Genomic DNA, 24,507 nt, shown 5'->3' with positions numbered 1-24,507 from the left:
GAATAGATTTTGATGACATTTTTGGTGATTTACTGTTTCTCAAATGCCTTTTTTCACTTTGTCTGTTTGTTTTGATGCTCCCTTCGATTTTCATCTCCGTAATTTCCCTCTGTAATATTTTGGGGTGCGGAATGTGGGTTTAATTGCCGTAAAATACAACATCGTTAATTTTGGACTGAAACTCAAATCAAAGATGGCGATCGCTTGGAAGTAAGCTGTTACGCAGCTAAATTTGATAACCATAATTTACTTGAACTTTGTGGTGCGGGCATCTTCTTGCCCGCTAGAATTTACAAACTAAATGCACAACAGCTTAGTCACCATCATTGGTGGTGGTTAATTCAACAAACAAGAAGAACAAGATTCAGGACTATATAACCAGCGATGATAGGCCTTCCGTTTCGCTAATTCCTTACCTTGACGGCCAAGTTTTTCCCGAAGTTGTGCATCTTGACACAGCCGATTAAAAGTTTGCAAAACCTCATAACCAGAATCGGGATTTACTAACAGGCCATTTTCTTCATGATGAACTGCATCTAAAACACTACCTAAACGAGAAGCAATTACAGGTTTACCAAAATAACCAGCTTCTAAATAAACCATACCAAAATTATCTATGGTTTGATCTTCATAATTATCTGAACTTAACATGGCGAAAATATCACAAGCTGCATAATAACCGGCTAAATCCCGTTCTGGTACATAGCCAGCAAAATGTACACGTTGATCAATTCGTAACCTTTTTGCTTGAGATTTTAGCTGGATTTCACAAGATCCTTCACCGCAAATAATGCAGTGAACATCCACACCAAAATTTAGCAATACGGGAATATTATCTATTACCCGATTAAAGTTCTTATGTTTAACCAAATCACCCACAGAAAGAATAACTATCGCTGTTTCAGGAATATTATAAATCTCACGAATACGATTACGTAAATCATCAATATGACTCAAACTAGTGGGATTACCAAATCTTTCTGGCCTCACTACCGGATTAATGACATGAGTGGGTGTATCTAAACGAAAAGTATTTCTTAAAGAATTGCGAATATAAGAACTATTACAAACAATTCCATCGGCACGGTTGAGAGTTAATTTTAATAGCCATCTCCATAATGGATTACTAGCTACACTTAGTAAATCATTCCCATGTAAATAGATAAAAAAGCGAATTGGTAAAATATAACTGAGTACCAACAATGCCGGAAAATCATAACCGTGACACCATTCAATATAGCGGTAATGATAGCGAAAATATAATTTAATCGCTAATAAAAAAGCAGCAATAATATTAAAACCAGATTGGATTATATTTCCCAGCCAGTGATCACACCAAACCGGAAAATTAAACCAACGATAAACAGGAAATTGTTGGGATTTATCAAATTTCTTATCTCCAGCACAACCACCAGCTAAGACAATTACCCGATCTGGATCTTGTAAACAGCGATTATAGACATATTCACCGATTATAGCCTCATCTGGGCGAAATATTCGGGAAATAACGAGGATATCTGGGTAAGCTGTTTTATCTCTAACTTGTAACCCTAGTTGTGATATATTTTCCATAATTAAGCTTGATAAATGAACTGGAATTAGGACATTATCTTAAATTCAATAAAAAGCTGTTACTTCTATTCGGTTGCAGCACTACTAAATCATTGCTGAATTTTGCCCTATCTAGAAATAAAGTTTTTAGATGTTGCTGATTTAAAAAAAATGCAATACCGTTATTAAATTTGTGAGCATTGAGATTAGTCACAATAATAATGGATTTTAGAGTTATATGAAATTATTTTCATCAAATATTTCTCCTCTATATTCCCGAATTACCAAGTATTATGACTTCTGAATTGTTATTAACATTATCAAACACCTGACTGACAAAACTACAAATTATTAACCTATTTTACCGCTGATCATTGTTCGATTTGCCCAGGTTGACTAATGCTGGATAATTTATCTGCATAATTAAAGATAGTCATGATTTACCACTAATACTGCCAAGAGATTACTCAGAAACTGCTTGGAAAATTGTTAAATCTAACTATTTCCTTTATAATACCCCAAATACTGGCTATTTTAGTGCCAAATCGCCAGAAAATATTGGTGCTTTTGTCATCTGAGTCATAGCATTTACTGCCAAATAATGATTTAATGACGCTCATTATTTCTACCTTTGTTGATTACATAATCTTTCTCGTTTATTATGGTATGAATCATTGCACTTAGCCCACCTCAAATTTGAATACCTTTAAATGGTACTCATGGGTATATTTGCCACAATAAAGCCTATTTTCAAGGCTAAGTTTTCAATCTAACTCAACAATTGATAAATAGTCAGTGTAAAATTTATAATTGTCACTGCGCTTACATCACTGATAAAAAGTAAAACCCCCTAAAATATAAGTGCTGAATATTCTATCTCTATCCGGAAAAAATTAGTTAGTAGCAGAAATGGCAATATAAAAAAAACTCGTATCATTTACAACCCACATTCGCGGTGCAACCGTCACCCCGCAGATGAATACAGATAAATACGGATAAATTAATTGGTTTCATGATTCTGTCCAGGGTCTAATGTGAAGAATCATTTCTAGAACTGTTAACTTGATCATTAATAGAGATAATTTGTTCATTTTGATTCTATGGATTCCCCAAGATTAATATGTTTGTAAGTACCAAAATAACTCTCTCCCATTTACCTGCTTTGAGTAAGTTGAAGATATATAAAAATATTGCCCCTGTGATATTTGGTGTGATATTATCAGGATTAATGCCCGGTGTTGTTGGGGCAGAAACAGTGATGGAAAAGGTAGCACGGACAGGAGTATTAACTGCTGGTACGAGCAAAGATGCTTTACCATTTGCCTACTCCGACAGTCAAGGAAAGTTGACTGGTTATTCTGTGGATATGCTAACTTTAATCCAACAGCAATTAGAAAAAGAATTAGGCAAAAAAATTACACTGAAGTTAGTTGCAGTTAACCCAGCAGCAAGGATTCCCAAAATTATTAACCGCCAAGTTGATATTGTCTGTGATGCCAGTAGTTTTACTTGGGAACGAGATAAAAAAGTTGATTTTTCAATTAGTTATGGTGTCACAGGAACTCAAATCTTAATTAAAGAGGCAACCAATTTAGGTTCACCAGAATCCCTCATTAATAAGCGTGTGGGTGTGTTAGCTGGAACTACCAACGAACAAGCAATCAAGCAAATACAACCCCAAGCCAAAATTGTATATTTGAAGACTAGACCAGAAGGATTTGCGGCTTTAGAACAGGGTAAAATTGACGCTTTTGCATCCGATAGTATTCTTTTAGAAGGATGGTTACAAACAGCAAAAAATCCAGATAGTTTTGCGATAGTACCCCCTCGTCCCTATTCACGAGAAGGAATTGCTTGCATGGTTCCTGAAAATAACTCTAAATTCCTCAATTCAGTGAACTATTCCCTTGTTAATTTTATGCAAGGATTTGTTAACAATAACCCCAAATATGTGGCGATTTTTGACCGTTGGTTTGGTTCGCAAGGTGCTGTCTATCTCAACCGAGATTTACGTGATTTAGCTGTAGAAACCATGCAATTAATGATCGAGTTTCATGAAGCAATTCCCCAGAAAGATTTGTAGTTTGTAGTTATTAATTAGCATTTCCTCATCATATTGAGTATATTATAGCCCCATCCTTGCTTGCGGGTATGGGGTCGGGGGTGGGGTTCTTGTACCTGACTGAATTAAAAACCGCTATATTCGTGATGACTAAAATTTCAAGCTTAACAAGATTACGAAACACATAGATTTGTAAGGGTTGAGTAGCGCTCATTGGTGTTAACTTAAGTTAAAAATGGTTTATCTGTTGGTTTCCACACCCGCCAGAGAATAAATTCTCTGTCTCATAGCTCAAGTCCGTTAAAACGGACTCAGAAATTTTCCAAGTATTTAGTCATCTTCAGATGACTTGTCACCGCTTGAGATTTACCCTTAACTGTCACCCTATCAATAATTCGTTTATTTACTAGTTATCATCTTGTAAGGTTTCAATTAATAAATCTACCTGCTGCTGTCGCTGCTGTAAAAAACTATCACATTCCTTTAAATATTCAACCGCAGTCGCAAATTCCGTAAATACGTCGGCTAATTCTAATTCACCACTCTCAATGCGAGTGATAATAGTTTCAATTTCTGCTATCTTAGCTTCATAACTTCCTCCATTTGCGAACATGGATTTAATCGAACTATTCCGTTTTACCATAAAATTTTCCTACCTAAATAAATTATGAATTTAACCAATCATCCAACAATTAGTAGTGTCTATGAGGTCTGTGTTGGTGTCGCAGACGCTATTTCCGCAATTCAATATTGGCAACAATTTGGTTATCGGATTGGAGAAATAGGAGAATTAACCCCAACTACAGCTTATCAACTATATCGGGTCAATTCACCTTTACAGTCAATTCGACTTTATCATCAAAGTGCAGATCATGGATTAATTCGGTTAATGATTTGGCAAAATCCTACATCTACAGGGTTAGGTGTCAGTTCCATGAAAAGCAAAGGTAATCGTTGGGCTACTACCTTAACTGCTGATATATTGGGTATTTTAAATCATGCGGAAGCAGCAAAATCAATTGGTGAAAACATTCTTTACACTCAAACTCACTGGGAAGTAATTTATAACAAAGATCAAAAAAATCGTCCTTTTGTAGAACCGTTAGTGGGAGTACGAGAAATGCTATTGCTTCAACCCTTAACTCGGCAGGTTTTATTTCAACGGTTTGGTTATGATGTTCCTAATTATGGACAGATTAATGATCATGCACCTTTAAAAACTAGTCAGTTTACTCATGTGGGTATAGTTGTCCAAGATGATAGTAGGGAAATTCTCAAATTCTATGAAGAAGTTTTAGGTTTATTGCGTGTACGGGATGATGTGGAAACAAGTTATGAATCATCTTTAGCAGGAAGAGAATTTTTTGACCTAAACCCAGGGGAAAAATTTATCGTTACGGCTTTTGATGATCCTTGTTCTTCTGGAACTGATTTTATGGCTGCGCGAAGTGGGAGACTTTATATTATTCGTTTTCCAGAAAATATGAAGTTGCCGTCATGTTTTATAGATGCCAAACCGGGATGTTTAGGAATGTGCCTTTATACTTACAGAGTCCGGGAAATAGAGATTTATTGGCAACGAGTCCGAGAAAGTGCAGCCCAACAAATTACGGAAATTATGATTAATGAGTTTGCAGAAAAGAGTTTTTCTTTTGTTGCTCCTGATGGTTATTTTTGGAATATATTGGAAAGTAAATAAATAGGGTTTGGTAGGTATTTTTTACTCTAAGATAATGGTGCGTTACGCTGTCGCTATAGCAATACAATTGACGGCGGGGAAACCCCGCCCCTACAGGTTTTACGATTTGCTGATTGTATTTCACTAATCAGATTTTCTCATTTTGTTGATTTCTGCTTGTAATTTTTCAATTTCTTTTCTGAGTTTTTCGGCTTCATGATCTGGTGTTTCTGGTGTAACATCTACTGAACCGTCAGCAGAACGTTGATAATTGCCTTTTTTGATTTGCTGATATTCTTCTGATACTGCCCAACTGCGTAAATAATGCAATCTTTCTACGGGGAAAGGATGACTCAGCATCATTCCTTGTGCGCCATTGTATAAGAGAAATTTATATACTTGATTCAGCCCATCATCATCTAGTGCTTGATATTTTTCTGACTGTTGAATAAATTCTTGTAAACTACATTCATGGGCATATTTATGACTACCTCCAGAGAGTTTCATCATAGATGACATGACTGGGTTTAAATCATCCATGACCAATAGAGCCGCTCTATCTGCGGATAGTTCAGCTTTGCGTCGCCACTCAAAAAAAGCATAAATCAAGGCTTGACTGACAATATTACCTAAACCGAAGGTTAATTCACCAATGGCTTCAGCGGCATTCATCGCCCATATCGCCATTTGAATTAAAATAGTATGACCACATTTAATATGTCCCAGTTCATGAGCTAAGACCACCCGTAGTTCGGCTTCATTGAGTAAATCTAGTAACCCAGTGTTGACGACGATATAAGGATGTTCTTGTCCTAAAGCATAACTATTAACTTGGGCGTTTTGAGAGATAAACAAGCCTGGTTCACCGTTAATGTCCAAATCTCGGACGCATTCCCGAAATATCTGGTAAATAGTAGAATATTGGCGGGGTCCGACTTGAATGGAGTTACCCATTAAATAGACAAGTTGGGGTCGTTCATAAACAAATTCTACAAATTTACGGGCGATTAAATCAAAGCCGGGTAAACTGCGTAAAGCTTGTTCTGCTTGACTATCTAATGGATGTCTGAAGGCTTCGCTGGAAATTCCTGGATAAGTTGGCATAATTTAGGAGAATGGGTAAATAAATGGTCATTGGTCATTGGTCATTGGTAAAGATAAAACAACGAACAACTGACAACGAAAAAAACTTGTTATGGAATTAAAAGCGCGTGATTGAGGCTGAAGTTCATTTATCATTACATAACTTCTTGCGATCGCAAGCAGGTTTTCCTTCCTGGCCGCATCATTTGACGATGGCTAGATTGGTAGCACGTGCTTTGCGATTAGGACGTAGTGCTTTAATTCAGGTAGGGGCAGTTTGTGGACATCAAGGACGATATCGCACCAGTTTTATCGCTTCTGCTTTAATGTGGCACGGTTCTGTAATTATTGTCGCTTCGGAAACTGTCCAGCAACGGTTGTTAAAGGTAGAAATTCCCCGACTCCAGCAGTGGCTACCAGCAAATAAACCCATTAGAACCGGGGAATTTTGGCCAAGTTCTGATTTTCAGGGTTTGCTGTTGACTTCTCCTGAAGCTTGGTTAAGGGGACAATTGGCTGATAATAATCCATTTCCTCCTAATATTCCCACAATTATTGATGGTGTTGACGATTTAGAGGACTGGGTGCGTTCTGGGCTAACTCAAAGCATTGAAACCCATGATTGGGATCAATTAATGCTGGCTTATCCTGATGAAGCGGATTTAATTCGGGAAGTTAGGGTAGAATTAACATATAAATTATTTCAACATCCTGAAAATCCCTATCACTGTTATCTGATTTCTCAGCCAGAAATTGATATTTTACAAGATTTATATTTAGCTTTAGATAAAAATCATCTTCCCGATACTTGGCGAAAATTTTGGCAGCAATTCCCCCAGTTTGAAGATTCTTCTGCCCCTACCTTATTTTGGGCGACAATTTCCCGTCGTCAAGGATTATTTTCCCTACATTATGCTCCCCTGGAATTGGCTAAAGTCCTCGCCCCAATTTGGCAACGTCAACCTGTAGTATTAATTGGTAGCGCCTTAGAACCAGAAACGGAAGCACCCCTTTTCCGTCAACGCTTGGGTTTAGAAGATGTTACTTGCTTGAAATTTGCTGCCGATAGTCAAGGGGAAGCAATTCAACTTTATGTTCCCTATAAGTTACCTTTACCAAATACACCAGAATTTCAACCAGCTTTAATTCATCAAGTTCGTACTTTGGTATGTTTGAGTGCAACCGCACCAGGAATGACAGTAATATTAATTGGAGATGTACCCCTAAAAGCCAGAGTGGGAGCGATTTTGGCTTCGGAATTTGGTTCACGGGTACAGGTGGAAAAAACTTGTTTAGATGAAAACGGGATTTTGATTACTGGTTGGGAATTTTGGCGGGAAAATCAAAGTGTTTTACCATCACCCAGATTGTTAATTATTGCAACTTTACCTTTACCATCCTTGGAAAATCCTTTGGTAGCTGGTAGAGTAGCTCATTATAAGCGATCGCACCAAGACTGGTTTAGGCTATACTTATTGCCCACAGCCATGAATGAATTACAAAGAGCGATCGCACCCGTCCGCGAAAATCAAGGTATAGTAGCTTTACTCGATAGTCGTGTCGTTAACCGCAGCTACGGTGTACAAATCCTTTCCTCCCTTAGTCCCCTAGCCCGTTTGAACTATCTTGATCCTAGTCTGTTTTCTACCAATAATGAAGATGATTCTAGTTAATTAATTTCCCTGCCGAATTTCTATTAGAATTTAAAATAAACTCAAAAACAAACTAAATTATCGAATTATGGGTGAAGCAAAACGCCGTAAAAACTCACTCGGAGAAGACTACGGACAAGACACTACAAAAATATTACCTTGGGTTCCCATCACAAAAACCCAAGCCTCACAATTTGTGGCTATCACCACTCGTGGTGCATGGATTGGTATTGGATGTATGGTTGTTGCATGGGTAATCATCCGCTTTATCGGTCCCGCTTTTGGTTGGTGGGAAATTGTTGGGTAATTGGTCATTGGGTAATTTTATTTTCTTCTTCCTTTCTTCTTCCTGACTCCTGAACTCCTGACTCCTGAACTCCTGACTCCTATAAAAACAATGCTCTTACATTTAAGCACTTGGCCGGAAGTTGAAACTTATTTACAACAATCTCAAGGAATTATTTTACCCATTGGTTCGACAGAACAACATGGCCCAACAGGATTAATTGGGACTGATGCAATTTGTGCAGAATCCATATCCAAAGGTGTTGGTGAAGCAACTCAAGCAATGGTAGGACCAACTATTAATGTGGGAATGGCATTACATCATACAGCCTTTCCTGGCACAATTAGTTTACGTCCCAGCACCTTAATTTTAGTAATAAAAGATTATTTAACCTGTTTAGTCAAAGCTGGCTTTACCAAATTTTATTTTATTAATGGACATGGGGGAAATATCGCTACCCTCAAAGCAGCTTTTTCAGAAACTTACGCGCACTTAGAAGATTTACAAATTCCCAATTCCGCAAAAGTGCAATGTCAAATTGCTAATTGGTTTATGGGTGGTTCAGTGTACAAACTTGCCAAAGAATTATATGGTAATCAAGAGGGTTCTCACGCTACCCCCAGTGAAGTAGCTGTTACCCAATATATTTATCCAGAAGCAATTAAAAAAGCTTTTCTTTCTCCAGAAGTTACTAGTGGACATAAAATTTATAGTTCCGTTGATTTTCGTTCCCGTTATCCAGATGGTCGTATGGGTTCAAATCCAGATTTAGCAACCCCAGAACATGGTAAGCAGTTTTATGATTTGTCTGTAGAAGAATTGAGCAAAGGGTATTTAGAATTTATGAAAGAGGAATAAATGAAAGTCACTCAAACTATTGGCTGTACAAGTTAAAATCGAAGTTTAATGCACGTTATCAGCCGAAAAAAGCTAAGAGAATATTGTCAAGAACACGCAGACTGTTGTGAAGCTCTTGATGACTGGTATTTTACTGTTAGTAAAGCTAATTGGGGTAATTTAGTAGAGGTACAGTCTGTTTATCCCAAAGCTGAGTCTGTTGGTAATTTGACAGTTTTCAATATTAAAGGCAATAAATACCGTTTAATTGCTAGTATTAATTATGAGAACCAGGTCATCTATATTAAATATGTCTTAACTCATGCAGAATATGACAAAGACTACTGGAAAAATGACCCTTACTTTTGATTCAGAAGTTTACAGCAAATTACTTTCTCAGTCTCAACCGCGAGTTATTAAAACTGAGGAAGAAAATGATCGACTTTTAGCAGTTGTGGAAGATTTACTTTCTCGTTCTCGTCTGACAGCAGAAGAAAACGCTTTGTTGGAATTATTGGTAAGGCTAATTGAAGATTTTGAAAGTCAACATTATCAGCTAAATATTTCTACCCCTCGTTCCAGGATTTTGCATTTGTTGGAAGCGCGGGATTTAGAAATAGGTGATTTAGTATCTGTTTTGGGTTCGAGTGAGTTGGTTTCTCAGGTGATTAATGGTCAGGTGGGAGTGACGCGAGAACAAGCTGAGAAGTTAGGGAAGTTTTTTCATGTGGATGGAAGTTTGTTTGTTGGAGAATAAAATATTTTTTGCTTATCAGTTAATTTTTTGCTTGCTTAATTTGCATTAGATTGACCATTTTCATGGTATCATAAACCTGTTGTGGTTTGTTTAGCAGTAGTTATAAACTGTATTTCATCTGATTCAATAAACAATCAATATGTCCAAAAAGAAGAACTTAGAAATCTCATCTATAGAGAATGAATATAAATCTTTAATTCCTGTTGCAGACAGATTTTGTAAAGAAGTAAAAAATCAATTAGATATAATCCTCAGCGATTTAGAAATTAAACTAGGTTTTCCTGTTCATTATCGAATCAAAACATGGGACTCATTATTACAAAAAAGTGCTTTTTCAAAAAATCCATCAGTCAATGGGGGAATATCAGAAAGTTAAATCCTGTAAATCCTTAAATCCTGCAAATCCTGATTCAGACAGATTTTCACCATCAAAATCAGCATTTACTAGATGATAGGATGAAAGTGCGATTCCTACGGAGCGCTTCGCTATCGCTCTTTGAAATCCTGGAGTTTTTTAATGGTTTCTACAGAACTACTCAGCAGCTTACACACTCTCAATCGTGCAGATAAACTGTACATTATGCAGGTTTTGATATCTGAACTAGCGCAAGAAGAAACTAACTTAATTAAACCTGATCAATCTTATCCAATTTGGTCGCCTTATGATGCTTTCGACGCTGCAAATACTATGTTAGAAGTCTTACAAGCAGCTAAATCTCAAAAAAATGACTAATTGAGAATTGGGAAATAATTATCTTGATGAGTAAAAACTCTATATATATGGGCGCACACTTTCCCACTCATACCATAAGCATACCCAAAACTCGGAACACTGTCAAGCCCTCTAGCTGAAATTACCAAAACTCGTTGAATTATTGATAAAATTCTCAATAATAATGAGAATAGACCCCTGTAATTGAGAAAGGCCTTTTTTAGTGACATACTCCACACACTCCCCTTCGGGTGAGTGTGGGCTTCTCAGCGACTCTTCTCTAAAATTTCATACAAATAACTTATATCCCAATACTGTTCAGTTAAGGAAATGTAGGTTGGGTTGAACATAGTGAAACCCAACAAATGCTTAGAAATGCTACTAACTCCTGACTGGGCGCAGGCCCTGCGCCCCTACCTCCTGATTTCCTAAGCTTAATCAGCACTTAAATAAATCTGAACTATAGACAATAGTATCTTAACTTTTGACTGATATTCTTGATGCCATTATCTGCAATTTCCTGTCACCAGATTATCTTTGTTTAAGCTAAATCTGCATAAAAAATATGGTACTTACTACAGTCCGCTTCTCCCAATTTAATGCGTCCCTAAACCGCAACGCTGACGGTCAGTTAGTAACTGATTTATCTACCCCTAACAACGCTCAAGCAAAAACAGTTGCCGAAATTATTCAACGCAACAACCCAGATGTATTACTAATTAACGAATTTGACTATTCTCCCGCAGCAGTAAATCTTTTTAGAGAAAATTATCTGCAAATCAGTCAAAACAGTGCGACACCAGTTAACTACTCCTACTTTTATATTGCTCCTTCTAATACTGGGATTGCTTCTGGTTTTGACTTAAATAATAATGGTACAACAGTTACAACTCCAGGCACAACCGGATACGGTGATGATGCTTTTGGCTTTGGGAATTTCCCTGGACAGTTTGGAATGTTGTTGCTTTCTAAATATCCTATTGATACAGCTAACATTCGCACCTTCCAAAATTTCTTGTGGAAGGATATGCCAGGAAACTTATTAACAAATGACCCAACTGTAGATAATTCCGCAACTTCAATAAATGAGAACTTAAACGGTTTTTATTCACCTGAAGAAATTAATGTTTTGCGGTTATCTTCTAAAAGTCATTGGGATGTACCAATTACAGTAAATGGGGAAACGGTTCATGTTCTTGTCAGTCACCCCACACCACCCACCTTTGATGGAACTGAAGACCGCAACGGTAAACGCAATAGTGATGAAATCCGCTTTTGGGCAGATTATATTACCCCCGGTAAAGGTGATTACATCTATGATGATGGGGGTAAAAAGGGTAATCTTGCCGCAGGTTCAAGCTTTGTCATCATGGGTGATCAAAATGCTGACCCCTTAGATGGTGACAGTTATAACAATGCCATTCGCCAACTGTTACTAAATCCCAGTATCAATACAAATGTTATCCCCACCAGTTTAGGCGCTCCTCAACAGGCAACTTTACAAGGTGGGGCAAATAACAATCACAAAGCTAATCCTGCTTTCGACACCGCAGACTTTGCCGATACTGCACCGGGAAATCTGAGAACAGACTATGTACTTCCCTCCTCAGACTTGCAAATTAGTAAATCAGAAGTGTATTGGCCTAGCAATACTGATGCAAATTTCCCATTGGTAGGAACTTTTAACCCTAGTCTTCCTGGTGGTTTCCCTAGTTCTGACCATCGTTTAGTATTTGCAGATGTGCAAGTTGGTGAGACAGAACCAGGAAAAACTGCTGTTAGTGCTGGATTCAAGGGACAAACTATTTTCAATACTGGCTTTATTCCCTCTGGTGTTGCGGGAACAGTAAATGGTCAACAAGTTGCCTTGGGTGGATTGTCCGGTGTGACTTACGATGCGGTAAATAATCTCTATTATGCCATTTCCGACGATCGCTCATCTAATGCCCGTTTTTATACCTTCACTCTTGACCCTGTTACTAATGCAGTAACTTTTACCAATGTTGTCCAACTCAAGGATATTAATGGTAATCCTTTTGCAGCTAATAGCTTAGATCCAGAAGGTATTGCTTTAACCAGCAATGGGAAAGTTTTCATCTCTTCCGAAGGGGAAGTGAGACCAGATTTAGGTGCAAGTCGTGTCACCAATCCCTTCATTAAAGAGTTTAATCTGACTACAGGACAGGAAATTCGTTCTTTAGCAGTGCCTAAGAAATTTCTCCCAGTTGTCCAAGATACTAACAGCAACGGTGTTGTTGATACAGGTGATACCCAAACATCAGGGGTACGCAACAATTTAGCATTTGAAAGTCTGACTATTACACCTGACCAAAAAACCCTATTCACAGCTACAGAAAGCGCCCTATTTCAAGATGGTGCAATTTCTACAACTACCACCAGCAGCCGTTCTCGGATTATTCAATACAATTTGGTAACAGGACAACCAGAGAAAGAATATCTGTATATTACCGATCCTATTCCCAAAGCTCCTATTGGTGGAACTGCTGCTGATAACGGTTTGGTAGATTTACTAGCAATTGATAATCGTGGCACTTTATTGGCTCTAGAACGCTCCTTTGCTGTTGGACAAGGAAACACGATCAAAATCTATGAAATTACCCTCCAAGGGGCAACAGATATCAATACCATTGACTCTTTGAGTAGCCTGACTACATCTCAATTAGCTGCTATCCAACCTGCTCAAAAACGGTTATTATTAAACCTTGATTCTCTGAATTTGCCCAATAGTGACGGCAATCATCCCACAGGGACAGATAATATTGAAGGTCTGGCTTTTGGTCCCAAATTGGCAGATGGTACACAATCCATTGTTTTGGTGAGTGATAACAACTTCAACGCCACCCAATTTACACAAATCCTCACCTTGAGTGCAGATGTAGTTCCCACAGTCACCCCGATTGTAAAAACCCGTCCGGCACTTTTAGATGATGGTAGTTTACCATTTAGTCAAAGAGCCGATGCGGATGATCCGGCAATTTATGTTAATGCCACAGATTCCAGCAAGAGTTTAGTATTAACCAGCGTCAAAAATGGCGGTTTGCGGATTTATGATTTAGCTGGAAACCTATTGCAGACCATTAATCCTAGCAATCCCGACATTCGTTATAACAACGTTGATTTGCAATATGGATTTACATTAGGTGGTCAAAAAGTTGATATTGCCGTTGCGAGCGATCGCAACAACGATAAACTAGCAATATTCAAAATTAACCCCAACAGCACTAATGGCAATTATTTAGAAAACATCACTGATAGCAATGCAGCCACAATTTTTCAAGGTCTACCTTTCGCTACTCCTTATTCTGCATCTACTCGCAGTGCTTATGGATTAGCTTTATATCGCAGTCCCGTCACCAACGATTATTACGTCTTTACCAGCCGTCGTGTCACTGGAGATATCGCTCAACTCAAATTAGTAGACAAAGGTAACGGTAAAATTGGTTATGAGGTAGTTCGTAGCTTCACCATTCCCTCACCAACCACAGCAGGTGCTTCAGCCCAGACTGAAGGCATGGTAGCAGACCAAGAAACAGGATTTGTGTACATTGGTCAAGAAGATGTGGGGATTTGGAAATTCGACGCTGAACCCAATGGTGGTTCAACAGGTAAATTAATTGAGAAAGTCAAAGCTGAGGGTGGCAAAAACCTCACCAATGATGTTGAAGGCTTAACGATTTATTACGGTAAAAACGGTACAGGCTACCTGTTAGCATCCAGTCAAGGCGATAATACCTTTGCAGCATATACCCGTGAAGGCAACAACGACTTTTTAGGTAGATTTGGAGTTGGGAACAATGGCGGAATTGACAGCGTTCAAGAATCTGACGGTGCGGATGTTATTAATCTGCCCTTGGGTCCCAATTTCCCTAATGGTGTATTTATCACCCAAGACGGTGCAAATGACCCCGCCACTATTGTTAATGGGGAGAACATCAGTAGCAACTTTAAGTTAGTACCTTGGGAAAATATTGCTAATGCTTTACCCACACCCTTAAAAATAGATACCACCAGTTACAACCCCCGTAACCCGGTCCCCCAACCACGACTAACCAACTACGAATTTACCAATCTTCCCAAATTAGGAACAACATCTAAAGGTCAAGATATCTTCTTAGGTGGTTTTTCCGGGTTGCATTTCCAAGGTATTGCGACAAATGGGAATCTCCAATTTGTCACCAACACAGATAGAGGACCAAATGGCGACCCCACCGGGGCTAATCGTCCCTTCTATTTACCAGATTTTCAACCAGAAATAGTCAGTTTTGAGCTTAACAGACAAACAGGTGCAATTAGCATCACCAAGAGAACAGGACTATTTGAAAAAGATGGAACAACCCCATTAACCGGACTTCCCAACCTACAAGCAGGGGCAAATGGTACAGCATACACCGATGAAGTTGCTGTTAATTTGGATGGTCAAGTCATAGCCAATAAAGCGTTAGGCGCGGATTTAGAGGGTATTGTGATTGCCCCCAATGGTGATTATTGGCTGGTAGATGAATACCGTCCGGCAATTTATAACTTCGATATTAACGGTAAACTGCTTGAACGCTACATTCCTCAAGGAACAGCCACAGCACCTGAACCAGACGCAGCCCCAGGAACTTTTGGTAAAGAAGTATTACCAGCAGTTTATGCCCAACGTCGCAATAATCGCGGTTTTGAAGCCGTAGCATTGGAAGGTAGTAAACTTTACGCCTTTATTCAAAGTGCCATTGATAATCCAGATAATGCTGGTGATACAACATCCAGAAATTCCCGTAATTTGAGAATTTTGGAATTTGACATTATTTCCAAACAAGTCACTGGTGAATATCTCTATTTATTGGATAACATTACTGGTGCTGGGAACGCCAGAACCGATAAATTAGGTGATGCAGTTTCCTTGGGTAATGGTAAATTTGCCGTTGTCGAACGGGATGATTTAGGAACAAATGCCTCCAACAAATTGATTTATCAAATTAATTTAGCCGGGGCAACTAATATCAATAATTCTGCTAATTTCACCTTACCTGCTGGTAAAACCATTGAACAACTCACACCAGCCGAATTAACTGCTGCTAAAATTACCCCAGTTAGCAAAAGTTTGATTGTTAATGCTGCCCAACTTGGTTATACAGGTGTGGAAAAATTAGAAGGTTTAGCTTTAGTTGCACCCAATACTCTGGCATTAATTAACGACAATGACTTCAACGTTGCTGGAACAACAATCCCTGAAAAATTAGGGATTTTAGAACTACCCTATAACTTGACAACTCCTCAACCGAAACCATCTTTAAATATCTTGTTGGTGAATGATGATGGTTATCAAGCGAAGGGAATTAATGTTCTTTACGACAAACTAGTGGCTGCTGGTCATAAAGTCACCCTAGTTGCCCCCAAAAATCAACAGAGTGGACAAGGTACAGCCATTGATACCGATAAAGTTTTCCAACCCATTGAGGTAGTCAACTACGCACCAAATAAATGGTATGTAGATGGTAAACCAGTTATTGCCACTTGGACAGGATTGGATTTTGTTGTTAAACAAAGACCAGATTTAGTAATTTCTGGAATTAATGAAGGGGAAAATCTGGGTTTAGAAGGAATTATTTCCGGTACACTCAGTGCTGCGGTTTCTGCTGTACATCAAGGTGTGCCGTCCATTGCCGTTAGCGCTGGCATAATTTTATCAGAACGTGCCGCTGGTTATCCCAGCACTGATAAAGCCTATCAAGTGGGCGCTAATTACGTCGTTGATTTAATTGCCCAATTACAGGCAAAACAAGGCAATCAACCCCAATTATTACCCGACGGTATTGGTTTAAATGTCAATATCCCTGCTGATAACCCAATCACAGGTATTGCTTTCACAGAGTTTGATTTAGCAGGTAGTTTTGACTTTAAATTTGGTCAATTACCAGCGAATTTTGGTACAGGTCAAGGGATACTTTACAGTCAAAATTCTCTTCCTGCTGGTGCAACTCCCAAACCCACATCTGAGGGAGAACAGTTTTTAGCTGACAAAATTACCGTCACAGCCTTTGATGGTGATTGGGGAACAACAGCAAGTCAGCGTCAAGCATTAGCACCCCGTCTGCAATTAACTGTACCCAATTTAGTTAACCCTATTGCCACTGCCAGCAAATCCTTAAATATTCTGTTGGTAAATGATGATGGCTACCAAGCTAAGGGCATAGATGTTATCTATAATGCCTTAGTTGCGGCGGGTCATAAAGTCATTTTAGTTGCACCAAAAACTCAACAAAGCGGTAAAGGAACTTCCATTAACACCGATAAAATCTTCCAAAATATGGAAGTTGTGGAATTTGATACCACTAAAAATAAATGGTACGTTGACGGAACCCCAATTGTTGCCACTTGGGCAGGTTTAGATTATATTCTCCCCAGTAAAGAGAACTTAGCCAAACCTGATTTAGTAATTTCTGGGATTAACGAAGGGGAGAATGTTGGTTTTGATGCGATTGCTTCCGGGACACTGAGTGCAGCAGTTACAGCCTTACAAAATGGGATTCCCGCGATCGCTGTTAGTGCTGGTATCAATTTAGCAGAGTTCCAACAAGGCAACAAAGCCAGCACCGAAAAGGCTTATGATGTGGCTGCTAGAATGGTTGTAGATACCATTAACAAACTGATCACCACCCAAGGTACTAACCCAGATTTATTACCCAAGGGTGTCGGTTTAAACATTAATATTCCTGCCTACAACCCTGATAATGCCAGTCTGAAAACCTTAACAGGTGTAGCATTAACCAAATTTGACGAAACCACCAGCCTCAACTTCAATGTTGCGAAAAACCAAAATGGTGTAGCCAGCATTCTTTTAGGTTCACCAATAATTACAGGTGACATAGAATCAGAAGGTGGCAAATTCCTAGAACGCAACATCACCATTACACCCATAGATGGTAACTGGGGTGCAAGTACATCCACCTTACAAAAAGTAGCGAGTGATGCCACACCTCTAAAAGTTAATGGTATTGCCAGTGGAGACACCACCCAAACCTCTACCGTTCTTTGGGCGCGGAGTATCTTCCCTGGTCAGGTTAAATTTGAGTATTCCACCAACTCTAACTTCAGTACCATTGCGGGGACACAAACAGCCAATGTAACTGACATTAACCTACCTGTGAAGGTGGCAGTTAGTGGACTGACTCCCAACACCAACTACTTCTATCGCGTCACCGATATTACCGGGGCAATCAGCATTGGTAAATTTAGCACAGCCGCCGCAGTTGGTACTAAAACTGGCTTGAAATTCGGTGTTTCTGGAGATTGGCGCGGCGAACTTGCCCCCTATCCAGCCGTTAGTAATGCTGATGATGCTAACCTGAAATTCTTTGTTGAATTGGGTGATACTATCTATGCAGATGTGGCTTCACCTGCCGTTAAAAACCCTGATGGGACAGAGAAAAAGCAAACTACAACCTTAGATGAATATCGTGTCAAACAGGGAGAAGTCTACAGTCAAAGATATGGTCAAAACACCCTGGGTGATTTACGCGCTGCTACCTCAATTTTGGCAACTGTTGATGACCATGAAGTAGTCAATGACTTCCAAGGTGGAAAAGATTTAGCCACAGCCTCCACCGCAGAAAAGACTTTATATGGTGCAAGTTCTGGCTTAGTTAACGATTCTCCACTTTACGAAAATGGTCTGCAATCCTTCCAAGAATACAACCCCATCAGTGACCAATTCTATGGGGCAACAGGGGATTCTCGCACAGCCGGAGAACGCAAACTTTATCGTTACAATACCTTTGGTAGTGATGCAGCCACTTTTGTTCTTGATGCCCGTTCCTTCCGTGACCCAGGCTTAACAGATGTCGCTAATCCTAGTGATGCCACTCAGGTAACAAAATTCCTCACTGATTCCTTTAATCCGAATCGGACAATGTTAGGAAAAGTCCAGTTGGATGACCTCAAACGCGACTTACTCCAATCTCAAAAAGATGGCATCACCTGGAAGTTTATCATGCTGCCAGAGCCTATTCAGAACTTGGGAGTGGCGATCGCTGCCGATAGATATGAAGGCTATGCTGCGGAAAGAACAGAAATTCTCAAATTCATCAACGACAGCAAAATCAGTAACGTTGTCTTTGTCACCGCAGACTTCCACCGCACATTAGTCAACAACCTCACCTACCAATTAGCACCGGGACAGGCACAAATCCCCACCAGGGCTTTTGAAATTATTACTGGTTCTGTAGCTTATGATCCTCCTTTTGGACCAACAGTGGGTAATTTCTTCCTCACTCCTGAACAAAAGGCATTTTACAATTCCCTACCTGTCGCTAATGATGTTGACAGCACAGTTAATGATAGAGACGATTTCATCAAACAAGTCGTTAATGGTGGTATCAATGCCTTAGGTTATGACCCCATTGGGTTAAATAACAATCTGACTGTAGCGAATGGTTTGATTGATGCTAAGTTATTGCAAGGTGACTATGTTGCCACTCATACCTATGGCTGGACAGAGTTTAACATTGACCAAGCCACTCAAAAGTTGACTGTCACCACCTACGGCATTGACCCTTATACCCGTCAAGAACTAGAAGCAAATCCCACAGCTATATCTAGTCGTCAGCCGAAAATTGTTAGTCAGTTTGAAGTTACAGCTAATAATTTTGTGGATTTAGAGTTGAGTCAAACTGCAAATGTCACGAACGCAGTTATCGGAGACCAGGTGACATTTACCTTAACCCTCTCCAATAAAGGTTCTCTACTGGCTAATGGCATTCAAGTCACAGATTTCTTACCACAACCATTTACCTTCATCTCTGCAACACCGGAACAGGGAACTTACAACAGTCAAACCGGTGTGTGGGAAGTGGGAGAAATTGCTGGTAATGTTACCCGCACCCTGAAACTCACCGCTAAAGTGACTCAAAGTGGGGCATTAACCAACAAGGCAGAAATTACCGCCCAAAATCAACCTGACTTTGATTCTGGTGCTGGTAATAACAACGCCCAAGAAGATGATCAAAGTTCAACTACCCTAAATATTACTTCTCCTATGGTGACAATTAAAGGCTTTGCTTCTTTACCTGCTGATACTTTCGCTGCTGGACCTACTTCAGGTGCAGCCGTAACCAATCCTACCAATGGACGCACTACCCCCTTCCCTGGTCAACCAGTGCAAGGATTCAGTGGTGTGCAGTTTGCCCCCAATAGTGGTAGTTCTGTATTTTGGTTCTTAGCAGATAACGGTTTTGGCGCAAAAAATAACAGTGCTGATTTCCTCCTGCGACTTTACCAAGTTGACCCCAATTTTGCGGGTACAGAAAACGCTAATGGTTCTGTAGCGGTTCAAAACTTCATTCAACTCTCCGACCCCAATAAATTAATCCCCTTTGATATTGTCAATAAAAACACAGCCAAACGGGAACTGACCGGGGCTGATTTTGATGTAGAGTCCTTTGTCATTGATGCTAAAGGTGATATTTGGGTAGGTGATGAATTTGGAACTTACTTACTACATTTCAACAGTAATGGTGTTTTATTAGATCCGCCATTTGCTACACCCAACCCTGTTCAATTAAATACTCTCAAAGGTCAAACCCCCATTGTTATCGGCCATCGTGGTGCTAGTGGTGAACTGCCAGAACATACAATAGAAGCCTACAGACTGGCGATTTTACGCGGTGCAGACTTCATTGAACCTGATTTAGTATCTACTAAAGATGGTGTATTAATTGCCCGTCATGAACCCAATTTAATTAATACTACTGATGTTGCTAGTCGTCCTGAATTTGCTAGTCGCAAAAAGACGGTGATCGTGGATGGTGCTGCGGAAGAGGGTTTCTTTGCTTCTGATTTTACTTTGGCAGAAATTAAAACTCTGCGTGCGGTGATGCCTCAAGGTTTCCGTAATCAATTATTTAACGGTCTCCTGGATATTCCCACTCTTGGGGAAATTATTGATTTACTCAAGGAAGTGGAAGCACAAACGGGTAAGAAGATTGGTATTTACCCAGAAACTAAGCATCCTACATATCATGATAATTTGGGCTTGTCTCTGGAAGAAAAACTGATTGATACCCTCAAAGCTAAGGGATTTACTGATCCTAAACGAGTTTTTATTCAGTCCTTTGAAGTTAGCAATCTCAAGGATTTGAATAGTAATATTATGCCAGCTAGGGGTGTGGATTTGCCCTTGGTGCAATTGATTGATGCTTATGATGTGGCTAATGATGGCACACTGTTGTATCAAGATGTGAATGCCCGTCCCTATGATTTCACTGTTAAGGGAGATACTCGCACCTATGGAGATTTAATTACTCCTGCTGGTTTGAAAGAAATTGCCACCTATGCTGATGGGATTGGACCTTGGAAACGTCAGATTGTTTCTGTGAAAACGGTAGATAATAACAATGATGGTAAGCCTGACGATTTGAATAGTGATGGTGTTATTAACGATGCAGACAAAGTTACCCTAGCACCTAGTAGTTTAGTTAGTGATGCCCATAAAGAGGGTTTACTGGTTCATCCTTACACCTTCCGTAATGAAAGCCGCTATCTGGCATCAAATTACAATAACAATCCTGAATTAGAGTTCCGTCAATTCATTAATTTGGGTGTAGATGGTTATTTTACCGATTTTCCTGGTACGGGTGATTTGGTACGGGATCAGATTACTGCAAATCAAGTACGATCGCCCCAAAATCCCACTGTCCTTTCTACTCCTAAGTTTGATACTCTCAACGGTAAAGCCCCAATAGTTATTGGCCATCGGGGTGCAAGTGGTGAACGCCCAGAACATACCCTAGCATCCTATAAATTAGCGATCGCTCAAGGTGCAGATTTCGTTGAACCCGATTTAGTGGTAACAAAAGACGGTATCTTAATTGCCCGTCATGAACCCATGTTAGCAGTCGGTGTTCTCAATACTGATGGCACAATTCAACGAGATGCTAATGGTAAGCCGGTTATCAATACCACTGATACAAGTACGGATGTTTACCTCCGTGATAAATTTAGCGATCGCCTAAAAATCAAAAATTTAGATGGTCGCAATGTCGCTGGTTGGTTCGCGGAAGACTTTACCCTGGCAGAAGTCAAGGAACTAAATGCGATCGAACGTATCCCGGCATTACGTGGCACTGCTTTTGATAAAGATGGGCTAAAAGTACCCACCCTGACAGAAGTTATTGATTTGGTGAAACAGGTAGAAACTGCCACCGGGCGCAAAATCGGTATCTATCCTGAAACCAAACACCCTACTTTCTTCCAACAGCAAGGCATTAACACTAGCCAAATCTTAGTAAACACTCTCAAAGCTAATAACTTTACCGATCCTACCCGTGTCTTTATTCAGTCCTTTGAAGTTGCTAACCTCAAAGCACTTAATAATACCATCATGCCCGCCGCCGGAATTAATATTCCTCTGATCCAATTGTTCGGCGGTTCTGGTCAACCCTATGATTTTGTAGTTAGTGGTGATAAACGCACCTATACCGACCTTTCCACACCCGCAGGTTTAGCAGAAATTGCCACCTATGCGCAAGGTATTGGACCTAATAAACAGCGCATTGTTCCCCAGTTGACAGTAGATAAAGATGGTAATGGTCAACCCGATGATTTGAATGGTGATGGTCAAATTAGTGATGGCGATCGCATTTTAGGCACACCCACAACTTTAATCGCCGATGCCCATAAAGCGGGTTTATTAGTCCATCTCTACACTTTAAGAAATGATAGTTTCTTCCTTCCCAACACCTACAACGGCGATCCTGGTGCAGAGTTCCGTAAATTCATAGATTTGGGTGTAGATGGTTTCTTTACTGACTTCCCCAAAACAGGACGGCAAGTATTAGTAAATAATTATTTTGCTGGTACTGGTTACGCCAACCCCAACAATAACCTCAATACTCCTTACTTCGCCAACTCTCCCGTTTACTTCGATCCTAATCAACCATACTACGGTGATTTGGTGGAAGCTAACCTCAACCGTTCCCAAGGCTTTGAAGGTATGGCATTTAGCCCTGATCGTCAAACCCTCTACCCCATGCTAGAAGGAACTGTAGTTGGTGATCCTGTTGGTTCTGTGAGGATTTATAAATTCGATGTCGCCAGCAAAGCATTTACAGGACTTGTGGGACGTTATCAATTAGCAAGTACCAGTAATGCCATTGGAGATTTTACCCCCATCAATAAGGATGAGTTTCTAGTTATTGAACGGGATAATAACCAAGGTAGCGCCGCAGCCTTTAAAAAGATATTCAAGGTTGATTTTAGCAAAATAGATGCTAACGGCTTTGTCTCCAAAGAGGAAGTAGCAGACCTATTAAATATCCAAGATCCCAAGGATCTTAATGGTGATGGCAAAACTACTTATAATATGCCTTTCCAAACCATTGAAGATGTGTTGGTACTGGATAACAAAACCATTCTGGTTGCTAACGATAACAACTATCCTTTCTCTATCGGTCGTCCCCCAGCCATTGATAATAATGAAATGGTGGTGTTGGAACTGGATAAAACCCTAGCACTTGATCCACGCTTGGGTGTTAGTGCTGCTATTGCCGAAAGTCCTCAACTGGTTGCAGGTACACCTAGTGTAGATGATTTGTTTGTTGGTAAAGGCATTGATGGCATTAAAGACACCATCTTTACGGGGGCAGGTAATGACACCGTAGATACCGTTTTCGGTGCAATTTCTCCCTTTGCTGGTAATAACATCATTGACACTGGTAGTGGTGATGATACGATCTTTGTGAATAAAGGCGATCGCGCTTTCGGTAGTGATGGTAATGACACCTTTGATGCGAGAGATGGTCAAGGTGGCAACCGCATATCTGGTGGTGTGGGTGATGATACCTTCTACTTGGGTAGCAATGACCGGGCTTTGGGTGGTGATGGTAAAGATATCTTCAGAGTTAGTCTTGGTGGTGGTAACTTAATTTCCGGTGGTGCCGGCGCTGACCAATTCTGGATTGTCAACGCTGAACTACCCAAAGCTGCTAATACCGTGCTTGACTTCCAACTGGGTACTGATGTGATTGGGATTAGTGGTGCTGTCAGTTTAGGTATTACCACATCCACACTCAAGTTAAATCAAGTTGGTGCAGATACCGCGATTGTCTTCAACAATCAAACTTTAGCTACTCTGACTGGGATTCAAGCCAGCAGTTTGAGTTTGACAGATTCTAAACAGTTTGTCTTTGCTTAGAATCTAATTCTCCCGTAGGGGTTTAGCGCAATGCGTTAAACCCTAACTGGGCAAAATCTTTGTGGTTTGGTTTGCATCTTTTTAATCGAAAACCACTGTGAAAAGTGTAATCAATCTCAGGAATCTGGGTTATTTCGTAATCACAACAGTGACAAACAGCGATTACTAGGTCGCGCTTCGCTATCGATCCACCAAGCTAAATCCTCAAAAGCATCTGCATCAAATTCCAAGTTTCTCACAGGCTGCTTCCAAAGAAATTCCATCTTGACGTTTTCTAGCGGTAAGTAATCTCGCTTTCATGGCTGGACTGCTCAACAAATAAGCAGTTTCTCTCTCAGCCATTATTTCTTGCCACATGGCAATGGGAACAACTACAGAAACTGTTTGACCTTCTGAATCACAGATGTATTGTAATGTGTTAGTCATAGTAGCTAATATAACTTATACTCAAAACGGCTTGATTGTTTGATTCTAAACGTAGGGGTTTAGCTCTTGCTTTACCCCTACACATCTGGGTTCTTTGTCATTTGGCAAAAGTTTAAATCTCACCCGTGTTTAGCTTAATCAGCAGAAGCCCCACGTCTCACTCTTAGGAGCGTGAGATGAATGCGCGTGAGTTGAGTTGCGTAGCCCAAATTGTATTTGAGCGTAGCGAAAACAAAGAAGGCTACAGCGACGAAACGAACAAAATATT

15 protein-coding genes are annotated in these 24,507 nt (G+C 39.9%); 10 read left to right on the top strand and 5 right to left on the bottom strand.

Annotated elements, in window-relative coordinates; translation table 11 throughout:
- Positions 1-90 precede the first annotated feature (90 nt).
- Positions 91-243, bottom strand: a complete 153-nt coding sequence (locus tag PN471_RS23460) for a hypothetical protein (RefSeq protein WP_442867153.1) — start codon at positions 241-243, stop codon at positions 91-93.
- A 93-nt stretch (positions 244-336) separates the two neighbouring features.
- Positions 337-1,572, bottom strand: a complete 1,236-nt coding sequence (locus PN471_RS12835) for a glycosyltransferase family 4 protein (RefSeq protein ID WP_271777176.1) — start codon at positions 1,570-1,572, stop codon at positions 337-339.
- 1,099 nt (positions 1,573-2,671) lie between these two features.
- On the opposite strand from PN471_RS12835, the gene PN471_RS12830 reads away from it, so the two are divergent.
- Entirely contained in the window at positions 2,672-3,634 is a 963-nt protein-coding gene (locus PN471_RS12830; RefSeq protein ID WP_271777175.1) for an amino acid ABC transporter substrate-binding protein, read from the top strand.
- A 385-nt stretch (positions 3,635-4,019) separates the two neighbouring features.
- Here the strand turns inward: PN471_RS12830 and xseB are convergent, their stop codons facing one another.
- Positions 4,020-4,256, bottom strand: coding sequence for an exodeoxyribonuclease VII small subunit (gene xseB, locus PN471_RS12825; protein WP_271777174.1), 237 nt, complete (start codon positions 4,254-4,256; stop codon positions 4,020-4,022).
- A gap of 24 nt (positions 4,257-4,280) precedes the next feature.
- On the opposite strand from xseB, the gene PN471_RS12820 reads away from it, so the two are divergent.
- Positions 4,281-5,312, top strand: coding sequence for a VOC family protein (locus PN471_RS12820; protein WP_271777173.1), 1,032 nt, complete (start codon positions 4,281-4,283; stop codon positions 5,310-5,312).
- A gap of 123 nt (positions 5,313-5,435) precedes the next feature.
- On the opposite strand, the gene PN471_RS12815 is transcribed toward PN471_RS12820, so the two are convergent.
- Complete coding sequence (locus tag PN471_RS12815; RefSeq protein WP_271777172.1) at positions 5,436-6,395, bottom strand: M48 family metallopeptidase; 960 nt, start codon at positions 6,393-6,395, stop codon at positions 5,436-5,438.
- Between the two features lie 107 nt (positions 6,396-6,502).
- Here PN471_RS12815 and PN471_RS12810 point away from each other — a divergent pair, with 107 nt between their 5' ends.
- The 8 genes from PN471_RS12810 (at position 6,503) to surE (ending at position 23,813) form a co-directional block, all read left to right on the top strand.
- Positions 6,503-8,047, top strand: coding sequence for a helicase C-terminal domain-containing protein (locus tag PN471_RS12810; RefSeq protein WP_271777171.1), 1,545 nt, complete (start codon positions 6,503-6,505; stop codon positions 8,045-8,047).
- 67 nt (positions 8,048-8,114) lie between these two features.
- The gene (locus PN471_RS12805) at positions 8,115-8,333 is read left to right on the top strand and encodes a DUF2839 domain-containing protein (RefSeq protein WP_271777170.1); all 219 of its coding nucleotides are present in this window, start codon (positions 8,115-8,117) and stop codon (positions 8,331-8,333) included.
- A 90-nt stretch (positions 8,334-8,423) separates the two neighbouring features.
- Positions 8,424-9,170, top strand: a complete 747-nt coding sequence (locus PN471_RS12800) for a creatininase family protein (protein WP_271777169.1) — start codon at positions 8,424-8,426, stop codon at positions 9,168-9,170.
- Positions 9,171-9,218: 48 nt separating this feature from the next.
- Positions 9,219-9,518, top strand: a complete 300-nt coding sequence (locus PN471_RS12795) for a type II toxin-antitoxin system HigB family toxin (protein ID WP_096668604.1) — start codon at positions 9,219-9,221, stop codon at positions 9,516-9,518.
- On the top strand, positions 9,502-9,906 hold the full coding sequence (locus PN471_RS12790) for a helix-turn-helix domain-containing protein (protein ID WP_271777168.1): 405 nt from the start codon (positions 9,502-9,504) through the stop codon (positions 9,904-9,906). Before PN471_RS12795 ends, PN471_RS12790 begins: the two co-directional genes overlap by 17 nt.
- A 139-nt stretch (positions 9,907-10,045) precedes the next feature.
- The gene (locus tag PN471_RS12785) at positions 10,046-10,282 is read left to right on the top strand and encodes a hypothetical protein (RefSeq protein WP_271777167.1); all 237 of its coding nucleotides are present in this window, start codon (positions 10,046-10,048) and stop codon (positions 10,280-10,282) included.
- Between the two features lie 141 nt (positions 10,283-10,423).
- A complete protein-coding gene (locus tag PN471_RS12780) occupies positions 10,424-10,639 on the top strand; it encodes a hypothetical protein (protein WP_271777166.1) in 216 nt (71 codons plus the stop codon).
- A gap of 544 nt (positions 10,640-11,183) precedes the next feature.
- Positions 11,184-23,813, top strand: a complete 12,630-nt coding sequence (gene surE, locus PN471_RS12775; RefSeq protein WP_271777165.1) for a 5'/3'-nucleotidase SurE — start codon at positions 11,184-11,186, stop codon at positions 23,811-23,813.
- 219 nt (positions 23,814-24,032) lie between these two features.
- Here the strand turns inward: surE and PN471_RS12770 are convergent, their stop codons facing one another.
- Entirely contained in the window at positions 24,033-24,239 is a 207-nt protein-coding gene (locus PN471_RS12770) for a prevent-host-death protein (RefSeq protein ID WP_213711089.1), read from the bottom strand.
- Between the last annotated feature and the right edge of the window lie 268 nt (positions 24,240-24,507).

The sequence above is a fragment of the Aphanizomenon sp. CS-733/32 genome (assembly GCF_028330045.1).
Lineage (GTDB): Bacteria > Cyanobacteriota > Cyanobacteriia > Cyanobacteriales > Nostocaceae > Dolichospermum > Dolichospermum gracile.
This window is presented reverse-complemented; position numbering and strand designations above follow the sequence as displayed.

Coding starts and splice junctions, on each gene's coding strand:
- PN471_RS12820 (WP_271777173.1), top strand. CDS start 4,281: ATGAATTTAACCAATCATCCAACAATTAGTAGTGTCTATGAGGTCTGT.
- PN471_RS12830 (WP_271777175.1), top strand. CDS start 2,672: ATGTTTGTAAGTACCAAAATAACTCTCTCCCATTTACCTGCTTTGAGT.
- PN471_RS12780 (WP_271777166.1), top strand. CDS start 10,424: ATGGTTTCTACAGAACTACTCAGCAGCTTACACACTCTCAATCGTGCA.
- PN471_RS12800 (WP_271777169.1), top strand. CDS start 8,424: ATGCTCTTACATTTAAGCACTTGGCCGGAAGTTGAAACTTATTTACAA.
- PN471_RS12790 (WP_271777168.1), top strand. CDS start 9,502: ATGACCCTTACTTTTGATTCAGAAGTTTACAGCAAATTACTTTCTCAG.
- PN471_RS12835 (WP_271777176.1), bottom strand. CDS start 1,572: ATGGAAAATATATCACAACTAGGGTTACAAGTTAGAGATAAAACAGCT.
- xseB (WP_271777174.1), bottom strand. CDS start 4,256: ATGGTAAAACGGAATAGTTCGATTAAATCCATGTTCGCAAATGGAGGA.
- PN471_RS12785 (WP_271777167.1), top strand. CDS start 10,046: ATGTCCAAAAAGAAGAACTTAGAAATCTCATCTATAGAGAATGAATAT.
- PN471_RS12815 (WP_271777172.1), bottom strand. CDS start 6,395: ATGCCAACTTATCCAGGAATTTCCAGCGAAGCCTTCAGACATCCATTA.
- PN471_RS23460 (WP_442867153.1), bottom strand. CDS start 243: ATGGTTATCAAATTTAGCTGCGTAACAGCTTACTTCCAAGCGATCGCC.
- PN471_RS12795 (WP_096668604.1), top strand. CDS start 9,219: ATGCACGTTATCAGCCGAAAAAAGCTAAGAGAATATTGTCAAGAACAC.
- surE (WP_271777165.1), top strand. CDS start 11,184: ATGGTACTTACTACAGTCCGCTTCTCCCAATTTAATGCGTCCCTAAAC.
- PN471_RS12805 (WP_271777170.1), top strand. CDS start 8,115: ATGGGTGAAGCAAAACGCCGTAAAAACTCACTCGGAGAAGACTACGGA.
- PN471_RS12770 (WP_213711089.1), bottom strand. CDS start 24,239: ATGACTAACACATTACAATACATCTGTGATTCAGAAGGTCAAACAGTT.